This is a genomic window from Pseudomonas wadenswilerensis (assembly GCF_900497695.1).
GTDB lineage: Bacteria > Pseudomonadota > Gammaproteobacteria > Pseudomonadales > Pseudomonadaceae > Aquipseudomonas > Aquipseudomonas wadenswilerensis.
In genome coordinates this window covers 233,388-251,263 of record NZ_UIDD01000007.1, presented here as the reverse complement: position 1 = coordinate 251,263, position 17,876 = coordinate 233,388, and the positions used below count along the sequence as shown (strand labels likewise).

Sequence of the window (17,876 nt, the reverse complement as noted above, 5' to 3'; positions counted from 1 at the left end):
GATCAGGCCGCCACGCTGGCAGTAAACAGGTAACCGGCGCCGTGAATGGTAATGATCAGCTGCGGTTCGGCCGGGTCGTCGTGCAGCTTGCGCCGCAGGCGGCCGACCAGCACGTCGATGGAGCGGTCGTTGGGCACCCATTCGCGGTTGCGGATCTGGTCCATCAACTGGTCGCGGCTCAGGGTATGGCCGCTGTTGCGCAGGAACACGCTGAGCAGCTGAAATTCGCCGTGGGTCAGCAAGGTTTCGCCGCCCTGCGGGTCGATCAGGCGCCGCCGGTCGGTGTCCAGGGCCCAGTCGGCAAACTGCTTGAGCGGGTGATTGGCGGCGCCGGGCGGCTTGCCGGCCTGGGCATGGCGCACCCGGCGCACCAGGTTCTTGGCCCGTGACACCAGCTCGCGCGGGTTCAGCGGTTTGATCACGTAGTCGTCGGCGCCGCATTCCAGACCGACGATACGGTCGATGTCGTCGTTGCGCCCGGTGATGAGGATGATGCCGACTTCCGAGCGCACCCGCAGTTCGCGAGTCAGGGTCAGGCCGTCCTTGCCCGGCAGGCGGATGTCGAGCATGACCAGGTCGACAGCCTGCTCGGCGAGAAAATGCTCGGCCTGCTCCGCCGTGGCGGCGCAGTGCACGTCGTAGCCTTCCTGGGACAGGTAGGCGTGCAGCAAGTCGCGAATAAGCGGATCGTCATCGACGACCAGTACCCGAGGCGTCATTGCGTGTTGTCTCTTGTTATAGGTGTTGTTGTGAAACCCGCGACAGCAGCGTACCCATTACTGAACGACCGATCAACAGCCCTCGGTCAGGGTGAAGCGCCGGCGGCCACCGGCCTGCAGGCCATCGACCCAGGCCTCGCAGATTTGCACGCCCTGCTCCGGGGTGAAGGTGCCCGGGTTGAGCCCGGATTCCAGCCACAGACCGTCGAGCAAGGCGCTCAGGCTGATGGCTGCCAGGTCGGCGTTGAAGGCCTGCCAGCCCTCTTCCGCGGCCAGCTCAGCCAGCAGCCGGCCCAGTTCGTTGCGGTATTCGCCGTAGGAGTGATCGTGCACCTGGTTGATCGCTTCGGCGGTTTTCACCGCGCCCCAGAACGCCAGCCAGGCATCCAGCAACTGCGGGTCGAGCAGTTCGGCGCAGAAGGAGGCGCGAAAGAACGCCGACAGCCGCTCGCGGGCATTGGGCGCGGCTTGGGCCATGGCTTCGCGGATCAGGCCCATGACCCGGCCGGTGACCGCCATGTAAGCCTCGGCGACCAGTTCGTCCTTGCCTGAATAGTGGTGGCTGATCAGCCCCACCGAGACGCCGGCCTCGGCGGAGATCTTGCGAATCGAGGCGCCCTGGAAGCCGTGCCGCTTCAAACACACCAGGGTCGCTTCGACCAGGTTGGCCTTGCGTAGCTCTGGGACCATGCGGCTGTAACGGGCTTCCTGGGTCATGGGGTTCTCATCGGCAGTGGTATTGAACGACTGTACAACAAGTGCGAGCCACGAACCATGTGGGAGCCGGTCTTGCCGGCGATGGCTGGGTTGCGACCGCTGCGCGCTCGATCGCTGGCAAGCCAGCTCCCACAGGGTATGTGTGTCAGTCGCGATAGCCCGGCGCCACCCGCTCGAGCAAGCGCAGCAACGCCGACCAGGCCAGCTGCATGCCGTCCGGATCACTCAACTCGCCTTCCTTCAAGGCCCGCGCCGGCTCGTTGAACTGGCGTTCGGTGTGGGCGCAGACTTCTTCCGTCGGCAACACCAGCTCGCCGGCGGCCATCGCCGTCAGCTGGATCTCGCAGGCTTTTTCCAGGTAATACATGCGCAGGAACGCCTCGCTGACACTGCGCCCGACGCTGAGCAAGCCATGGTTGCGCAAAATCAGCACCGCCTTGTCACCCAGGTCATCGACCAGACGCGCTTGCTCGGCCATGTCCAGGGCGATGCCTTCGTAGTCGTGGTAGGCGACCTTGCCATGGAACTCCATGGAAATCTGGTTCACCGGCAGCAACCCGCACTTGAGCGCCGCCAGCGCGCAACCGGCCTTGGTGTGGGTGTGCAACACGCACTGGGCATCCTCGCGGGCACCATGGATGGCACTGTGAATGACGAAACCGGCCGGGTTGACCGGGTACGGCGACGCCTCCACCGCCTTGCCCTGCAGGTCGATCTTGACCAGGTTGGAGGCGCTGATTTCATCGAACATCAAGCCGTAGGGGTTGATCAGAAAATGATGCTCGGGGCCGGGAATGCGCACCGAGATATGGGTAAAGATCAGGTCGGTCATGCGAAAGTGCGCGATCAACCGGTAGCAGGCGGCCAGTTCCTGGCGCAGGTGGATTTCGGTCTCGGTCATTATTGTTGTCCTCAGGCGAAAGGCTGGCCAGACAATAGGGCTGGACATCGTTCGATGTCCAGCCGCAGCGAGGGTTCAGCGGCTGGCCCAGGCGTTGAAACGCTCCTCGAGCTCATCGCCATGGTCGACCCAGAACTCGACATTCATCGACAACGCGCCTTCAAGGTTTTGCCTGGAGGTCGGCACCCAGCTGGCCAGCTTCGGATCAAGTTCGGCAGCGGCCTGAGTGTTGGTCGGCCCGTAAGGGATTTCCTTGACGTAGCGCACCTGGGTGTCGGGCTGGTTGGCGAAGGCGATCAGGCGCTTGGCCTGGTCAACATGCCTGGAGCCCTTGATGATCGCCCAGTAGTCCATGCCATACAGGCTGCCGGGCCACACCAGGGCCAGCGGGCTGCCCTCCTGGGCGGCGACGGCGACCCGGCCGCTGTAGGTCGAGGTCATGACCACGTCACCGGCGCTCAGCCACTGCGCCGGTTGCGCGCCGGCTTCCCACCACTGGATGTAGGGCTTGAGCTCGCTGAGCTTGTTGAAGGCGCGGTCGACCCCCTCGGGGGTGGCCAGGACCTTGTACACGTCCTCGACCTTGACCCCGTCGGCCATCAGCGCGAACTCCAGGTTGTACACCGCACGCTTGCGCAGGCCGCGCTTGCCGGGGGTTTTCTTGACGTCCCAGAAATCCGCCCACGAGGTCGGTGCCTGGGCCAGCTTGTTGCGGTCGTAGGCGATCGCCACGCTCCACACCAGCACCGCCGAGCCACACTCCTGGGCGGCATCGGGGATCAACTGCTCGGCGCGGCCGAGCTGGGTCCAGTCGAGGCGCTCGTACATGCCCTCGTCGCAGCCGCGCATCAGGTCCGGGCCTTCGATCTGCACCAGGTCCCAGTCGACGTTGCCGGTATCGACCATGACCTTGATCCGGGCCATTTCGCCGTTGTACTCGCTCTGGATCAACGTGCTGCCGTCCTGGGCACTGAAAGGCTTGAAGATCGCCGCATCCTGGGCTTTCTGGCCGGCGCCGCCGTAGGCGACCACGACCATGTCCGGTGCTGCCTGGACGGCGCCGACAGCAAGGGCGAACAACCAGGGAGAGCGCTTGAGCAGGTTCGATTTCATCAATGGTTCCTCTTGCCGGTACCACGTGATGCGTGGCCCGTTTTCTTGTTGTTGTGAGGTGTGCCCCAGGACCCGGGGTGATTGCACGCTAGTCAAAGGCCAGTAAAAAAACAAGTTGATTTTTTACTGGCGGTACACTTCTATAGAAAAATAATAACAACACCCCGCTGGAGCCTGACCCGCATGTCGACCTTCGCGCACCTGTTCGAACCGCTGCAAATCCGTGGCAAACGCCTGAAGAACCGCATCATGTCCAGCGGACACGACACCTCGATGCCCACCGACAACCTGGTCAACGAGCGCCTGATCGCCTACCACCAGGCCCGCGCCGCCGGCGGCGTCGGCCTGATCGTGCTGCAGGTGGCCGGGGTGCACGACAGCGCCCGCTACACCTCCCACGTGCTGATGGCCACCGACGACGCCTGCATCGAGGGTTACCGCCAGCTGGCCGAGACCTGCCATGCCCATGGCACCGTGGTGCTGTCGCAGATCTTCCACCCGGGGCGGGAAATCATGGAGTCCAGTGATGGCCTGCTGGCGGTGGCCTACTCGGCATCGGCGGTGCCCAACGAGCGCTTTCGGGTGATGCCGCGGGCACTGGACCAGGGGATGATCGACGAGATCGTCGCCGGTTACGCCGCCGCGGCCCGGCGCCTGCACCAGGCCGGCATCGATGGCGTCGAGGTGGTTGCCAGCCACGGTTACCTGCCCGCGCAATTCATCAACCCACGGGTCAACCGCCGCAGCGATGGCTACAACGGCGAGTTGCAGCAGCGGCTGCGCTTTGTCCGCGAAGTGATCGCGGCGGTACGTGCGGCGACGGCAGACGATTTCATCATCGGCCTGCGCATCAGCGCCGATGAGCGCGATGCCGAGGGCCTGACCGAGGATGAATCGCTGGCGGCGGTGAAGATGCTGCAGGCCGAGCTGGATTATGTGCATATCGTCGCCGGCACCTCGGCGTCGCTGGGGGGCGCGGTACATATCGTCCCGCCCATGGCCATCGAAGCGGCGTACCTGGCGCGTGAGGCCGGGACCTTCAAGGCGCAACTGAGCATTCCGCTGTTCGTCACCGGGCGCATCAACCAGCCCCAGGAAGCGGAGCTGATCCTCGCCCGTGGCCAGGCCGATGTCTGCGGCATGACCCGCGCGCTGATCTGCGACCCGCAGATGCCCAACAAAACCCGCAGCGATCGCGCCGAAGACGTGCGCGCCTGCATCGCCTGCAACCAGGCGTGCATCGGACATTTTCACAAGGGCCTGCCAATCTCGTGCATCCAGCATCCGGAAACCGGGCGCGAGCAGCAGTTCGGCACCCTGCAGGCAGCGACTACACGCAAGCGGGTGATGATCGCCGGTGGCGGCCCGGCCGGCATGAAAGCCGCGGCGGTGGCCGCAGCGCGTGGCCACGACGTCACTTTGTATGAAGCCAGCGCCCAGCTCGGCGGCCAGGTGTTGCTCGCGCAACTGCTGCCGCGCCGGGCCGAGTTCGGCGGTGCCAGCACCAACCTGCAACGGGAGATGCACCTGGCCGGGGTCAAGGTGGTGCGCAACACGCGCGTGGATCGCGCCCTGGTCGAGCGCGAGCAGCCCGACCTGGTGATCGTCGCCACCGGCGCCGAACCTTACTGGCCGGCCTTCGAGCGCGGCGGCGAACTGCAGGTGGTCGACGCTTGGCAAATCCTGCGCGGCGAGGCCAAGCCCGGGCGCTCGGTGCTGGTGGTCGACTGGCGCTGCGACTGGATCGGCCCGGGCATCGCCGAGCGCCTGGTGCGTGAAGGCCACCAGGTGCAACTGGCGGTCAACGGCACCCACTGCGGCGAAAGCCTGCCACTGTACGTACGCGACCAGATGGCCGGCGAGCTGCACAAGCTGGGCATCCCGATCACCCCCTATGCACGCCTGTACGGCTGCGACGACAACACCGTGTACCTGCAACACACCGCCAGCGGCGAACCGATGATCTTCGAAGACATCGACACCCTGGTGCTGTGTCAGGGCCATCAGCCGGTCGATAGCCTCGCCGCCGAGCTGCACGGCCTGGTCGAGGTGAAACGCATTGGCGACTGCCTGGCCCCGCGCACGGTGGAAGAAGCCGTCTACGACGGTTTGAAGGTCGCCTGGAGCCTGTAAGCCTGTTTATACTCCGGGGCTTTGACAGTGCGGTTCGGAGCACGCCATGAGCAACAGCAGCAAGACGCCGCCCGCCGCCAGCCAGGAAGGCACCAGCGCCCCGCATTTTCTCGGCACCCGCATCCGCGGCCTGCGTAAGCGCCGCGGCATGACCCTGGCCGAGCTTGCCGAGCAAAGCGAGCTGACTGCCGGCTACATCAGCCAGCTGGAGCGCAACCTTTCCTACCCGTCGATCCCGGCGCTGTTCAATATTGCCCGCAGCCTCGGCGTGACCATCCAGTGGTTCTTCGCCAGCGAAGCCAGCACCGCCCCGGAAGACAACGGCTACGTGGTGCGCAAGAACAGCCGCCTGAGCGTGCATTACGAAGACGGTATCGTCGACCAGTTGCTGACCCCGCAACCCAACCGCCAGCTGGAGATTCTGCATTCGCGCTTCCCGCCGGGCACCTACAGCCAGCAAAGCTACAGCCACGACGGCGAAGAAGCCGGCTACCTGCTGTCCGGCAGTTTCGAGCTGTGGGTCGGCGAGCGGCATTTTCAGCTGAGCGAAGGCGACAGCTTCAGTTTTTCCAGCCAGGAGCCGCACCGTTACGGCAACCCTGGCGAGGTGGATGCGGTGGTGATCTGGGTGATCACCCCGCCGACGTTCTGATACCTACAACAACAAAGGCAAGCCATGAACGAGTTGATCACACGGGACCTGCACCAGGGCCTGCTGACCCTGACCTTCAACCGCCCAGACAAGCTCAATGCGCTGAACACCGCGATGTATACGCAACTGGGCGATCAGTTGCTGGCAGCGACTGAGGACGCTGAAGTCGAGGTTATCCTGCTGACCGGTGGCCCGCAGTGCTTTTGCGCCGGCAACGACCTGAAGGACTTTCTCGACAACCCGCCCAGCGACATGGACAGCCCGGTGTTCCGCCTGATGCGGCTGGTCATGGCCCTGGACAAGCCATTGATTGCGGCGGTGGCGGGGCCGGCCATCGGCATCGGCACCACCCTGCTGCTGCACTGCGACCAGGTGCTGGTGAGTCGTTCGGCCAAGCTGCGCATGCCGTTCGTGCCACTGGGCTTGTGCCCGGAGTTTGGTTCCAGCCTGTTGCTACCGCGGCTGCTCGGCCATGCGCGTGCGGCGCGGTTGTTGCTATGCAATGAACTGCTCACGGGCGAACAGGCCGTTGAATGGGGCCTGGCCAATGAACTGCATGAGGATGGTGAGCAGTGCCTGGCAGCGGCGCGCAAACTGGCCGAGCGCCTGCAGGCCTTGCCGCAGGATGCGCTACGGATCAGCAAGCGCTTGCTCAAGGATGCCCATCGGCAGGAGCTGGAGGTCACTGTTCAACGTGAAGGCTTGCTGTTTATCGAGCGTCTGCACACGCCCGAGGCGAAAGCGGCGTTGCGGGCGTTGGTCAAGGATTGACGATTGCGGCCTCATCGCGGGGCAAGCCCGCTCCCACCGGTTTGATGTGATCCTGTAGGAGTGGGCTTGCCCCGCGATGCTATACCGAGTCCACCCGAAGACTTGGACATCTCACGCAAGATTACTGACAAAATCGATATAACGCTGCTTGGCTTCATCTTGAGCGGTGCCCTTCAAACTATTCCAGGCATCCCATTTCGCCTTGCCGCTAAAGTCCAGCATTCCAGGACGGAGCGTATTGTTATCCCCGTCGATGGCTTGTTTGCTCAACCCGTAGAGTTCAAGCAACTGACCATCCGTTGGCCTCGATTCTAAGTTAGATACTTTGTACTTTGCTTCATTGAACTGATCATCCAGAACACTCATCACCCACCTCACAGAAATCAATTGCCCAGGCCCACGCCGAGGTCCCCAGTATCAATGCCTGGGGCTTAAGCACAACTGACAAAAGTGATAGTTCTTTACAGTAAAGCTGAATACCCCTTATCGCCAGACAACGACAGAATTAACATCATCGCGGGGTCAGCACCACCCGGTGGGAGCAGGCTTGCCCCGCGATCCAGGCAACGCCGAATCAGTCTTTCATCACCCTCAACTCAATCCCATCCAACAACGCATCCACCAGCGCCCTGGCCAGCTCCACCGATTGCTGGGCCGACCAGACAAACCCTCGTCCTTCCTCACTGCAGTGCTGCACCGCCTGGCCAATAGTGGCGCTGGCGCTCTTGAGGTACAGCAAGGCATGCACCAGCGCGTCTTCGGCGCTGACACCTGCGCACACGCTGAACAAGGGTGGGTGCTCCGGGCAACTATTGACAGGGGTTTCGACGGTTTCAGCGAGGTGCAGGCTTGGGGGATCGGGGACGAGCTTTTTCATGGTCAACTCCTAACTTGTGGAGCCGCCACGCTTTCGTCGCCAAACAAAATGGGTGGCAGCTGTACGCGGGTTGGCGAACCGGTAAGTTAGGAACCCGGCAGGGCCGAAGCCCTCCCGCGCACAGCCACCATAGAGAGTCATGGTGATGTCTTAACTTGTCCGGGTCGCCAAACCCGATCACCGAACATTCAGTGACCGAGCGAGCCTAGTGTGCAGACCTTCCCCGGGCAAGCGCGTGATATCGACAGACTGCGTAGGATAGGTCCTAGGACCTGAGATTGGCTAGCGCTGTGCCGGCCTCATCGCTGGCAAGCCAGCTCCCACAGTGGCCGGCGTGACGCTGAACTTGTGGGAGCTGGCCTTGCCAGCGATCGAGCGCGAAGCGCTCGTAATCCAGGCAACGCCGACTTTGAATCAGCACCTCAACTCATACCGCAACCGCGCATTCGCCCCACCCGCCGCAGCCACCCGCCTGAACCCCAGCCCTTCCGCCAGCCGCTGACAGGCCACATTCGCCGGCGACGTGGTCAGCCACAGCAGCGAACCTTCCAGCACCGGCAACAGCGTTTCCAGCGCCTCGGTCATCAAGCCCTGCCGGGCATGGCCCTCGGCGATCCAGTAGCCCAAGCCGACCTTGCCCTGAGCATCCGGCCGCACGCCCAGGCAGCCGATCAGTTCGCCGCTGGCCAGGAACAGGTAATAGCGTTTTTCGCCCTGGGGCGCTGCCCAGTTCTGCCGGGCCTGAAGCAGGCTTTGTCGCGCTTGTTCCAGGGTCCAGTCGTCGCGGGCCCAGGGCAGAAATTCACGGTGGAAGCCGTAGTTGGCGTTGAGCACAGCCTGCAGTTGCGCGGCAAAGGTCAGTTCCGGGGCGTGGAGTTTCAGCTGTTTGCTGCGCAGGCGGCGGGGCAAGTCCATTGCGGGGTCCTGAGGCGGGTAAGGACCGACAAGTATTGCATAGACCTATCCTTTACGAGCGCTTTGCGCTTGATCGCTGGCGACCTGGCCAAGAGCTGCTAGCGTTGTTCAGGCGATCAATCCCCTGCCCCGTGCGGTCATTGCCAAGGATACGAAAGTCGATGAAACCCACCTTGCGCTCCACCCTGCTCTGCTCCGCCCTTATCGTATTGGCCGGTTGCGCCAGCTCCCGGGTCGACCCCAGCCAGTATTCCGGGTTTCTCAAGGACTATAGCCGCCTCAAGCCCGCCGAAAGCATCTCCGGCCAGCCGGTGATGCGCTGGATCGACCCGCAGGTGAAAGCCGCGCGCTTCACCAAGGTGTATATCGAGCCCAGCCAGTTCTACCCCAAGCCCCAGCCCACTGCGGCGATATCGCCGCAGACCCTGGGGCAGATCACCCAGTACTACAACACCGCGCTCAAGCGTGAACTGGGTGCCGAGCTGCCCTTGGCTCAGGGTCCGGGCCCGGGTGTGCTGGTGGTGCGCCCGGCGATCACCGCCGTGTCGACCAAGACCGAAGGCCTCAAGCCCTACGAAGTGATCCCCATCGCCCTGGTGGCCGCCGCCGTCAACACTGCCGCCGGTGGCCGCGACCAGGAAGTGGACATCGCCACCGAGGCGGCCTTCCTCGACGGTAGCAACAACAAGGTGATCGCTCAGGTGGTACGCAAAGGCACCGGCGAGGCCTTGGAAAACAACACCTCCAAGCTGGCCCTGGAGAACGTCAAGCCAGTGCTGGACGGCTGGGCCAGCGACCTGCGCAAAAGCTTCGCCAAGCTCAAGAGCGAATCACGCTAGTCGCTCAGTTCACTGTCGATGACGATGCTGCCGCTGAGCAGCTTGTGCACCGGACAGGCATTGGCCACGCCCAGCAGGCGCTCGCGCTGGGCCGCATCGAGATCACCGTGCAGTTCGATCACACGCTTGATCTCGGTGCGCACTTCAGGGCTTTTCACCTCACTGACGATGTCCAGCTGCACATGCACATGGTGCAGCGGCCACTCCTTGCGTTTTGCATACATCGACAAGGTGATTGCGGTGCAGGCGCCAAGGGCCGACAGCAGCAATTGATGCGGATTGGGACCGCTGTCGTGGCCGCCCAGCTCGCGGCCCTCATCAGCCAGCCACTGCTGGGCACCGGCAGCCAGGCTTACCTGATACGGGACATCGCCAAGGTCGGCGTAAACGGTTGATGCGCTCATGAGCTTCCTTAATCGGAGATGGGTACACCCGCCTACCCTAGCGCCCAAGACCCGCCGCCGCCAGTCGCGCGGTTGAACTTCAGCGTCCTGCGCGCAGAACGACGCACAATGGCAGAACCAGGCCAATCCGCTTTACTTGCCGGAACAACAACTTGACCTGATAAGGAAATCGACCATGTCCCAGCTCCTGGACCCCACCTCCAACGAAAGCAAGTACGCCAAGCTGGCCAGCGCCGCGATCATCGGTGCGATCACGCCAACCAGCGTTCGCTTGTGGTTTCGCGTGTACATGCCCGGCGAGTGGGTGCTGGTGGTCACCACCACGCCGTTGAGCGGCGACCTGCAGCGCCTGGATGAGCTGCCCGTGGCCGATTTCCTGAAAAAACACAAGATCAAGCCGGTGTTCGTCCAGGCGCAAAAATTCAGCTTCGACAGCGACCTCACCGGTGTCTTTGCAGTGACAGGCCTGAAGGCGCAAAGCACCTATTACTACGCGCTGATCAGCAGCGAAACCGACCACCAGATCATTCGTCGGCGCACCGAAATCGGCGCCGACTCGCCGAAAAACTTCATCACCCCGGCGATCAATCCCGAAACCCTGACCTTCGGCTTCTACAGCTGCCACGACCCGATCAGCGCCGACGGCAGTGCCGGCGCCTGGCCGCTGCTGCACCAGCAACTGATCGACCAGCGCGCGCAGTTCGTCATCGGCGGTGGCGACCAGATGTACGTCGACACCAACAAGAAAAACGGCTTCCTGGATATCTGGGAATGGCTGAAAGAAAACAAGCAGGCCCTGCTGGCCCATTACAAGAAAGGCAACAGCTACGACAAACCCGGCATCGAGCAGTACCTGCTGAACATCTACCGCTGGTATTACCGGGTGTACTGGAACATCCCGACCCTGCGCGAGGTGTACGAGCAGTTCCCGCAGTACATGATCTGGGACGATCACGAGATCATGGACGGTTGGGGCTCGCTGACCAACAAGGAGCGGCAAAAACGCATCTCGCTGCTGTTTGAAAGCACCAGCAACGGCCCCACCAACCAGATGCTCGTCGATCTCATGTGGCGCGCCGCCTGCCGCGCCTATTACGAATACGAGCACAGCCACAACCCGGTGACCTCGATCAACCTCGACAAGCCCGACGACTGCCACTGGGACTACGCCTTCGAGCAAGGCGGCTCGGCCTTCTATGTGCTGGACATGCGCGGCCATCACGATATCGAGGCCAACGACCCGCACAAGATCCTCGGCAGCGCGCAAATGAAGCGCTTCAAGGACTGGTTGAACAGTGCCGTGGTGCAGAGCGCCAAGGCGGTGTTCATTGTCTCGCCGGTGCCGGTGATGCACTGGAAGAACGCGGTCACCAACGGCGCCGATTTCGGCTCGCTCAAGGACGATTGCATGGATGAGTGGGACCACAAGACCAACCGCGCCGAACGCAAGGTGCTGCTCGATCAGGTCTACGCGGCGCTGGGCAAGAGTGCCAAGCCGGTGGTGTTTCTCAGTGGCGACGTGCACTGCGCGGCGGTGTTTCGCCTGTTGCACAAGCAATACCCGGCGGCCAAGGTGTACCAGGTCACCTCCAGTGCCATTTCGCGCATACCGGCGCCGGACATGCTGAAGTTGGCCATCAGCGGCGGTGGCGAGATGCCGGGCATTGCCAACATGGTCTGCGAGCGCTGGTACGCCATGGCCGGTTCAAAGAACTTCGCCCTGCTCAGCGTGCGCCCGTCACTGGACGGCAAACAGACCGAAGTGCTGGTGGAGCTGCACTGGCCCAGTGGCGAGGATGGTGAGCTGACCAAGCGACGGGTGTTGCTCAAGTAGCACTACACTGAGGTGATGTCACCTTTGCCCGACTCCAGTGGCGTGCCATGCGACCTATTCTCAAGCCAACCAGCCATGCACATTACTTGCTGCCCCAGAGCCTTGACTTCGGCGGTGCGGTCTCAGGCTTACTGCAGCAGGTTGTGGCTATCAAAGCACCTACCGCGATGTACAGAGTGTCTCTGATATATGTGTTGAAATTGCTGCTCAAACACTCCCGAGGTTTGAAACTCAGCAATCTTACGCCAATGCAACAGGACGCCCTGATTACCGGCCTCAAACAACGAGTTGCGCAAATCTACAAGACAGCAGCGGCCCCCTTGGCACAAGAGCTTGGCGCCTTTTGTGCCTATTGCGGGACAGCCTTGCCTGGCCTGGTCGAAGTAGAACATGCCGTACCAAAAGCGCATTACCCAATGTTCGCCACGAGCTGGGAAAATTTTCTGCCCGCCTGCAGTCCATGCAATACAGCAAAAGGTAATACGCCTGATCGCATCAAGGCGGCCAGGTCGACAGGCATACATGCCCCTGGCGAACAGGACTTGCGCAACGCCATTCGCCGACGCAACTACATCTGGCCCGACCTGGCCGCCGACAGCTGGCAGCGGTTTCCCAACAAACTGCGCTATCACGATCCAGCGCGTCCCGGCTGGGTTGAGCTGAATATTCAAGACTCCGTTGCCAGTGGCAACCAGCTTATTGCCTATGACGTCATACAGCACCAGGTACTGGCCGACCTCATGGTCAACAACATCTTGCTCAGCAACGTTCAAGTTGCAGTATTCGTCGATTGTGATCCGCACGACGCTGTGGCGGTCGAAACTATCGACCTTATCGGTTTCAATGACGACTCTCCCGGCACCTATGACCGACGCCAGATGAATCGCACGCGTGCCTGGTTCGACGCCCTTGAGGAATGCCGACTGCTGCTGCAAGCAAATGGTCCGTTAGCGCGCGATCAACTGTGGGAGAACACACCTCGACGTGCAGCAAGCTCCGGATTTTATGCAGTATGGCTGAGTGTGATGAGCGCCTTCGACGCCACGTATGGATGCCGATACGCGTCACGCTTCGTCCTCGCCACCAAAGACCCGCTCTACTATCCCGGCACAAATACCCAGCAACTCCCCTGAACGAGGTGCCTATGCGTCCCCTTGATCGCCCAACGTTGCCCGCACAGTTGCTCCAGGTTCCAGCCGCGAGGCTGCTGGTAAGCGCATTTGGCAACTTCTGTGCGTTCTGCGAACGGCCGCTGCTGGATAACCTCTGGGTATGGAATGCCCGAACCGGCCACAGCCTGGAGGGCGACAGCTGCGGAGCCGAGGATTGGGAGCATCTCTACCTGCTCGACCATAATTGCCATGCAGCACAGCAGCACGCCGATCCTGCGGACTTGCCGCTACTGCTACTGCCGACTGATCCTGAAGCGCGTTACCGCGCTGGGGAAACACCAGCACTGCAATATTCGCTGAAAAAACTGCAACAGGTACTGATCGACGAACATCAGCACATAATCCGCAATGACCAGGTCCATTGTGTGGTGGTTGGTGCAACCCACCCCCGCGCCCAGGCAACAATTCGCTATTTTGCCCTTAACACAACGTATCTGGATGAAGACAGACTGGTAATCCCCTGGGAGGATCATCAGTCATTGCTCGATCGGCGGATGCATCAACGCACCGACGCTTGGCATAAAGCGACCAAGGTGGCTGACCTTTTGAGGGAACACATCACGCCTGGTGTGGCCGATGCCATGAGCGAGCAACTGCGTCAGATCATCGGCTCAACTGGATTTTGGGCAAGCTGTTGGGCAAGTGTTGCTCAAGTTATTTGGGACCAGCAAAGGCTGCAGCAGATATTCGCTGCGAATCAGCCTGCCACTCCGCCGCCAATTGCCTGTCTTCCTGCGAAACACGCCGTTCACTTTCTGGGCAACGGCCCGCATCAGCCCTTCCCCGGCACCGCCCCGTTCTAGGCAGTCGGCTGCACACAGCATCAAGCGGTGTGCAGCCGTTCACTCAGGCAAAGAACGAATACAGAATCGCCGACAGGGTAATCAATCCGATCAGCACCACAAACACGTTCGAGGCCTTGCCCGAGTATTTGCGCAGCGACGGCACTTTGTGGATGGCGTACATCGGCATCAGGAACAGCAGGCAGGCGATGATCGGCCCGCCGAGGTTCTCGATCATGCCGAGGATGCTCGGGTTCAGGGTCGCCACGGCCCAGCAGGTAACCACCATGAACAGCGCGGTCATCTGCTCCAGGCGCTTGGCCGACACTTGTTTGCCACGGCTGCGCAGGGTTTTCACGATCATGCCCTGGAACCCTTCACTGGCACCGATGTAGTGGCCGAGGAACGACTTTGTGATTGCCACCAGGGCAATCAGCGGCGCGACGAAGGCGATCACCGGGGTCTGGAAGTGGTTGGCCAGGTACGACAGGATCGAGATGTTCTGTTGCTTGGCGGCAGCCAGGTCTGCCGGGCTCAGGGCCAGCACGCAGCTGAAGCAGAAAAACATCACCGTCAGCACCATCATCACATGAGCGCTGGCGAGGATCTTGCCGCTCTTGGCATCGGCCTGCTCGCCATAGCGGTGCTTCTGGTCAACGGCAAAGGCGGAGATGATCGGCGAATGGTTGAACGAGAACACCATCACCGGGATGGCCAGCCACAAGGTCTTGAAGAACAGGTCCAGGGGCATGCCTTCGCTGGCCTGGGCGAAGAAGGCGCCGTTCCAGTTGGGGATCAGGCTCACGGCCAGCAGCAACAGCGCGGCCACGAACGGGTAGACCAGCAGGCTCATGACCTTGACGATGATGCCCTGGCCGCTGCGCACCACGATCATCAGCCCGCAGATCAGCAACAGGGCCAGCAGCGCCCGCGGCGGCGGGGTCATGTGCAGCTGGTGTTCCATGAAGTTGCCCAGGGTGTTGGTCAGGGCGACGCTGTACACCAGCAGGATCGGGAAGATGGCGAGGAAGTACAGCAGAGTGATCAGCTTGCCGGCGCCGACGCCGAAGTGTTCTTCGACCACTTCGGTGATGTCTTCACTGGCGCCGCGCTTGCCCGAGAGCACGAAGCGGGTCAGGCCGCGGTGGGCGTAGAAGGTCATGGGGAAGGCCAATACTGCCAGGACCAGCAGCGGCCAGAAGCCCCCTACCCCGGCGTTGATCGGCAGGAACAGGGTGCCGGCGCCGATGGCGGTGCCATACAGGCCCAGAACCCAGGTGGTGTCGTAACGTCTCCAGGCACGGCTTTGCGCAGGCGCAGCCGATTCCACACGAACGGTCGTGGTGCTATTTACATCAGTCATCGATATTGCCTTGTAGTTGTTTTTGTTGCGTATGAACGAACTGCTTTGTTGCTGGGTAAAACCTGGGGCTGCTGTGCAGCCCATCGCCGGCAAGACCGGCTCCCACAGGAATGGTGCAATCCCTGTGGGAGCTGGTTTGCCAGCGAAGCCTTGCTTTTTAAGCGATCAACACTCGACGAACGCGACCGCCAGGCCGCCGCGCGAAGTCTCCTTGTAGTTGGCATGCATGTCGGCACCGGTATCGCGCATGGTGCGGATCACCCGGTCGAGGGAAATAAAGTGCTCGCCATCACCACGCAAGGCCATCTGCACGGCGTTGATGGCCTTGACCGCGGCAATCGCGTTGCGCTCGATGCACGGCACCTGGACCAGGCCGCCAACCGGGTCACAGGTCAGCCCGAGGTTGTGCTCCAGGGCGATTTCAGCGGCGTTTTCCACTTGCATCGGCGTGGCCCCGAGCACATCGGCCAGGCCCGCAGCGGCCATGGCGCAGGCCGAACCCACCTCACCCTGGCACCCCACTTCCGCGCCGGAGATCGACGCGTTCTTCTTGCACAGGATGCCCACGGCGGCAGCGCTGAGCAGGAAGTCGACCACGTCGTTGTCGCAGGCATCGGGGTTGAATTTCATGTAGTAATGCAGCACTGCCGGGATGATGCCGGCCGCGCCGTTGGTCGGCGCGGTGACCATGCGCCCGCCGGCAGCGTTCTCTTCGTTGACCGCCAGGGCGAACAGGTTGACCCATTCCATGGCGCTCAGGGTCGAGCCAATGACGTTGGGCTTGCCCAGTTCCTGCAGGCTGCGGTGCAGCTTGGCGGCGCGGCGCTTGACCTTGAGCCCGCCCGGCAGGATGCCCTCGTTGCGCAGGCCGTTGTCGACGCACTCGCGCATGGCCGCCCATAATTTGAGCAGGCCGCTGCGCACCTCGGCTTCCTCGCGCCAGGCCAGTTCGTTGGCCATCATCACCTGGCTGACCCGCAACTGGTGCTGCTTGCACAGCGCCAGCAGCTCGGCGGCGCTGTCGAAGTCATAGGGCAATTGCACCTGCTCGGCGCCGTTGCCCGCCTCGCCCACTTGCGCCGCCTCGACGATAAAACCGCCACCAACCGAATAATAGGTTTGCTGCAGCAACGAACCCGTTGCACTGCTGGCTTCCAGGGTCATGGCGTTGGGGTGATACGGCAGGCTTTCATCGAGCAGCAGCAAGTCGGTTGCGCAATCGAACGGGATCGCCCGGCTGCCGTCGAGCATCAGCACCTGGCTCTGCTGCAACTGGGCGATCAGCGGCTCGATGCTCTGCGGGTCGATCTGGTCCGGCCATTCGCCCATCAGCCCGAGCAGGCAGGCGCGGTCGGTGGCGTGGCCAACACCGGTGGCCGACAACGAACCGTACAGGCGCACCTCGACCCGGCTCACCTGCGCCAGCACACCTTGCTCACGCAGGGCCTGGGCAAAGGTTGCCGCCGCACGCATGGGGCCTACGGTATGGGAACTGGAGGGCCCGATGCCAATCTTGAAAAGGTCGAAAACACTGATAGCCATGCTAATGCCTGACCGAGGCAACAATCCATGTCACGCAACGGCACTGTTAAAAAATTGATGGATGTCGCGAAGTTGCGCGATACTGCCCGGTCACTGCCGTGTTGACCAACGAAACTTTCTAAGCAAGCCTTTAGCAGAACTAAACAATGAAGCGACAAATGAATGGCCAGATGTACGTCTGGCTGCATGTGTTTGCCTGTGCGGCGCGGCATCTGTCGTTCACCCGCTGCGCCGAAGAACTGCACATCACCCCGGGCGCGGTCAGCCAGCAGATCCGCCAGCTGGAAGAGCGCCTGGGCTTTCGCCTGTTCCTGCGCCGCGCCCGCGGCGTGGAGCTGACCGCCGAAGGCCAGCGCCTGGCGCAAACCGTCAGCGAAGCCTATGGCAGCATCGATGCCGAGCTGCGCCGCCTGGACGCTGGCGAAATCCGCGGCACCCTGCGCCTGCGCTCGATTCCTTCGTTTTTGGCCAAATGGCTGACCCCGCGCCTGCCGCGCCTGCAGCAACGCTACCCGGATATCCAGCTGCGCCTGGTGGCCGAAGACAGCAGCCAGGCCCTGCACGAAGGCGACTTCGACCTGGCCATCGACCTCAACGACGGCAGCTACCCGGGCATGCACTCAACGCCCCTGCTTGACGAGCAGATCTTCCCGGTCTGCGCCCCCTCCCTGCTGCGCGGCCGCCCACCGCTGCACGGCCCGGCGGACCTCGCGCACTACCCGTTGCTGCACGACATCACCGCCTGGCGCGGCAGTTCGGAATACGCCGAGTGGGAGTTCTACCTGGAGGGGATTGGTGCCAGCGGCCTGGACGTGCGCCGTGGGCACACCTTCAACCGCAATCACCTGACCATCGAGGCGGCGATTGCCGGCATCGGCGTGGCCATTGCCCGTCGCACCCTGCTCAATGACGAGCTGGAACGCGGCGCCTTGATCGTGCCGTTCGGCCTGCCGATCGCCAACCACAAGCGCTATGTGCTGCTTTACCCGCCCGGTGGCCTGGCGCACCCGGGGGCACGGGCAGTGCACGACTGGCTGGTGGAGGAAGCCGAAGGGTTTCGGGCGCTTCACGCCCAGGACGGGGCACCTGCAAACGCGCTTGCCTCCCGCTGAAATTGCGCCAGCGGGAGGCAAGGCCGTTCT

Annotated in this window: 18 protein-coding genes; 8 read left to right on the top strand and 10 right to left on the bottom strand. The window is 62.4% G+C overall.

What is annotated here, in order from left to right; all coding sequences use genetic code 11:
• Positions 1 to 2 precede the first annotated feature (2 nt).
• The 4 genes from CCOS864_RS12195 to CCOS864_RS12180 form a co-directional block, all read right to left on the bottom strand.
• Positions 3 to 719, bottom strand: a complete 717-nt coding sequence (locus tag CCOS864_RS12195) for a response regulator (protein ID WP_115086543.1) — start codon at positions 717 to 719, stop codon at positions 3 to 5.
• 72 nt (positions 720 to 791) lie between these two features.
• Entirely contained in the window at positions 792 to 1,436 is a 645-nt protein-coding gene (locus CCOS864_RS12190; protein WP_115086542.1) for a TetR family transcriptional regulator C-terminal domain-containing protein, read from the bottom strand.
• A gap of 145 nt (positions 1,437 to 1,581) precedes the next feature.
• Positions 1,582 to 2,337, bottom strand: a complete 756-nt coding sequence (locus CCOS864_RS12185; protein WP_115086541.1) for a class II aldolase/adducin family protein — start codon at positions 2,335 to 2,337, stop codon at positions 1,582 to 1,584.
• Positions 2,338 to 2,412: 75 nt separating this feature from the next.
• Positions 2,413 to 3,450, bottom strand: coding sequence for an ABC transporter substrate-binding protein (locus tag CCOS864_RS12180; protein WP_115086540.1), 1,038 nt, complete (start codon positions 3,448 to 3,450; stop codon positions 2,413 to 2,415).
• A 183-nt stretch (positions 3,451 to 3,633) separates the two neighbouring features.
• Here CCOS864_RS12180 and CCOS864_RS12175 point away from each other — a divergent pair, with 183 nt between their 5' ends.
• The 3 genes from CCOS864_RS12175 to CCOS864_RS12165 are packed head-to-tail and all read left to right on the top strand — an operon-like array spanning position 3,634 to position 7,006.
• Positions 3,634 to 5,583 (top strand): oxidoreductase, encoded by a 1,950-nt coding sequence (locus CCOS864_RS12175; RefSeq protein WP_115086539.1) that lies wholly within the window; start codon positions 3,634 to 3,636, stop codon positions 5,581 to 5,583.
• A gap of 46 nt (positions 5,584 to 5,629) precedes the next feature.
• Positions 5,630 to 6,235 (top strand): helix-turn-helix domain-containing protein, encoded by a 606-nt coding sequence (locus tag CCOS864_RS12170; RefSeq protein ID WP_115086538.1) that lies wholly within the window; start codon positions 5,630 to 5,632, stop codon positions 6,233 to 6,235.
• A 24-nt stretch (positions 6,236 to 6,259) separates the two neighbouring features.
• On the top strand, positions 6,260 to 7,006 hold the full coding sequence (locus tag CCOS864_RS12165; protein ID WP_115086537.1) for an enoyl-CoA hydratase: 747 nt from the start codon (positions 6,260 to 6,262) through the stop codon (positions 7,004 to 7,006).
• A 111-nt stretch (positions 7,007 to 7,117) separates the two neighbouring features.
• Here CCOS864_RS12165 and CCOS864_RS12160 read toward each other — a convergent pair whose 3' ends face one another.
• From CCOS864_RS12160 to CCOS864_RS12150, 3 genes are all read right to left on the bottom strand, one after another.
• The gene (locus tag CCOS864_RS12160; protein WP_115086536.1) at positions 7,118 to 7,372 is read right to left on the bottom strand and encodes an acyl-CoA-binding protein; all 255 of its coding nucleotides are present in this window, start codon (positions 7,370 to 7,372) and stop codon (positions 7,118 to 7,120) included.
• 208 nt (positions 7,373 to 7,580) lie between these two features.
• Positions 7,581 to 7,883 (bottom strand): DUF6124 family protein, encoded by a 303-nt coding sequence (locus CCOS864_RS12155; protein ID WP_115086535.1) that lies wholly within the window; start codon positions 7,881 to 7,883, stop codon positions 7,581 to 7,583.
• Between the two features lie 414 nt (positions 7,884 to 8,297).
• Positions 8,298 to 8,798, bottom strand: coding sequence for a GNAT family N-acetyltransferase (locus CCOS864_RS12150; RefSeq protein WP_115086534.1), 501 nt, complete (start codon positions 8,796 to 8,798; stop codon positions 8,298 to 8,300).
• 161 nt (positions 8,799 to 8,959) lie between these two features.
• Here CCOS864_RS12150 and CCOS864_RS12145 point away from each other — a divergent pair, with 161 nt between their 5' ends.
• Positions 8,960 to 9,637 (top strand): DUF3313 domain-containing protein, encoded by a 678-nt coding sequence (locus CCOS864_RS12145; protein WP_115086533.1) that lies wholly within the window; start codon positions 8,960 to 8,962, stop codon positions 9,635 to 9,637.
• Here CCOS864_RS12145 and CCOS864_RS12140 read toward each other — a convergent pair.
• Positions 9,634 to 10,041, bottom strand: a complete 408-nt coding sequence (locus CCOS864_RS12140) for an OsmC family protein (protein WP_010226866.1) — start codon at positions 10,039 to 10,041, stop codon at positions 9,634 to 9,636. The genes CCOS864_RS12145 and CCOS864_RS12140 overlap by 4 nt on opposite strands.
• 175 nt (positions 10,042 to 10,216) lie before the next feature.
• Here CCOS864_RS12140 and CCOS864_RS12135 point away from each other — a divergent pair, with 175 nt between their 5' ends.
• The 3 genes from CCOS864_RS12135 to CCOS864_RS12125 are packed head-to-tail and all read left to right on the top strand — an operon-like array spanning position 10,217 to position 13,850.
• Positions 10,217 to 11,875, top strand: a complete 1,659-nt coding sequence (locus tag CCOS864_RS12135) for an alkaline phosphatase D family protein (protein WP_115086532.1) — start codon at positions 10,217 to 10,219, stop codon at positions 11,873 to 11,875.
• 47 nt (positions 11,876 to 11,922) lie between these two features.
• Positions 11,923 to 13,008, top strand: coding sequence for an HNH endonuclease (locus CCOS864_RS12130; protein ID WP_115086531.1), 1,086 nt, complete (start codon positions 11,923 to 11,925; stop codon positions 13,006 to 13,008).
• An 11-nt stretch (positions 13,009 to 13,019) separates the two neighbouring features.
• Positions 13,020 to 13,850: a hypothetical protein gene (locus CCOS864_RS12125; RefSeq protein WP_115086530.1), complete on the top strand. Its 831-nt coding sequence runs from the start codon at positions 13,020 to 13,022 to the stop codon at positions 13,848 to 13,850.
• Between the two features lie 43 nt (positions 13,851 to 13,893).
• Here CCOS864_RS12125 and CCOS864_RS12120 read toward each other — a convergent pair whose 3' ends face one another.
• Positions 13,894 to 15,192, bottom strand: a complete 1,299-nt coding sequence (locus CCOS864_RS12120; RefSeq protein WP_167458885.1) for a serine/threonine transporter — start codon at positions 15,190 to 15,192, stop codon at positions 13,894 to 13,896.
• Positions 15,193 to 15,357: 165 nt separating this feature from the next.
• The gene (locus CCOS864_RS12115; RefSeq protein WP_115086529.1) at positions 15,358 to 16,734 is read right to left on the bottom strand and encodes an L-serine ammonia-lyase; all 1,377 of its coding nucleotides are present in this window, start codon (positions 16,732 to 16,734) and stop codon (positions 15,358 to 15,360) included.
• Between the two features lie 146 nt (positions 16,735 to 16,880).
• On the opposite strand from CCOS864_RS12115, the gene CCOS864_RS12110 reads away from it, so the two are divergent.
• On the top strand, positions 16,881 to 17,846 hold the full coding sequence (locus tag CCOS864_RS12110) for a LysR substrate-binding domain-containing protein (protein WP_115086528.1): 966 nt from the start codon (positions 16,881 to 16,883) through the stop codon (positions 17,844 to 17,846).
• The last annotated feature ends 30 nt before the right edge of the window (positions 17,847 to 17,876 follow it).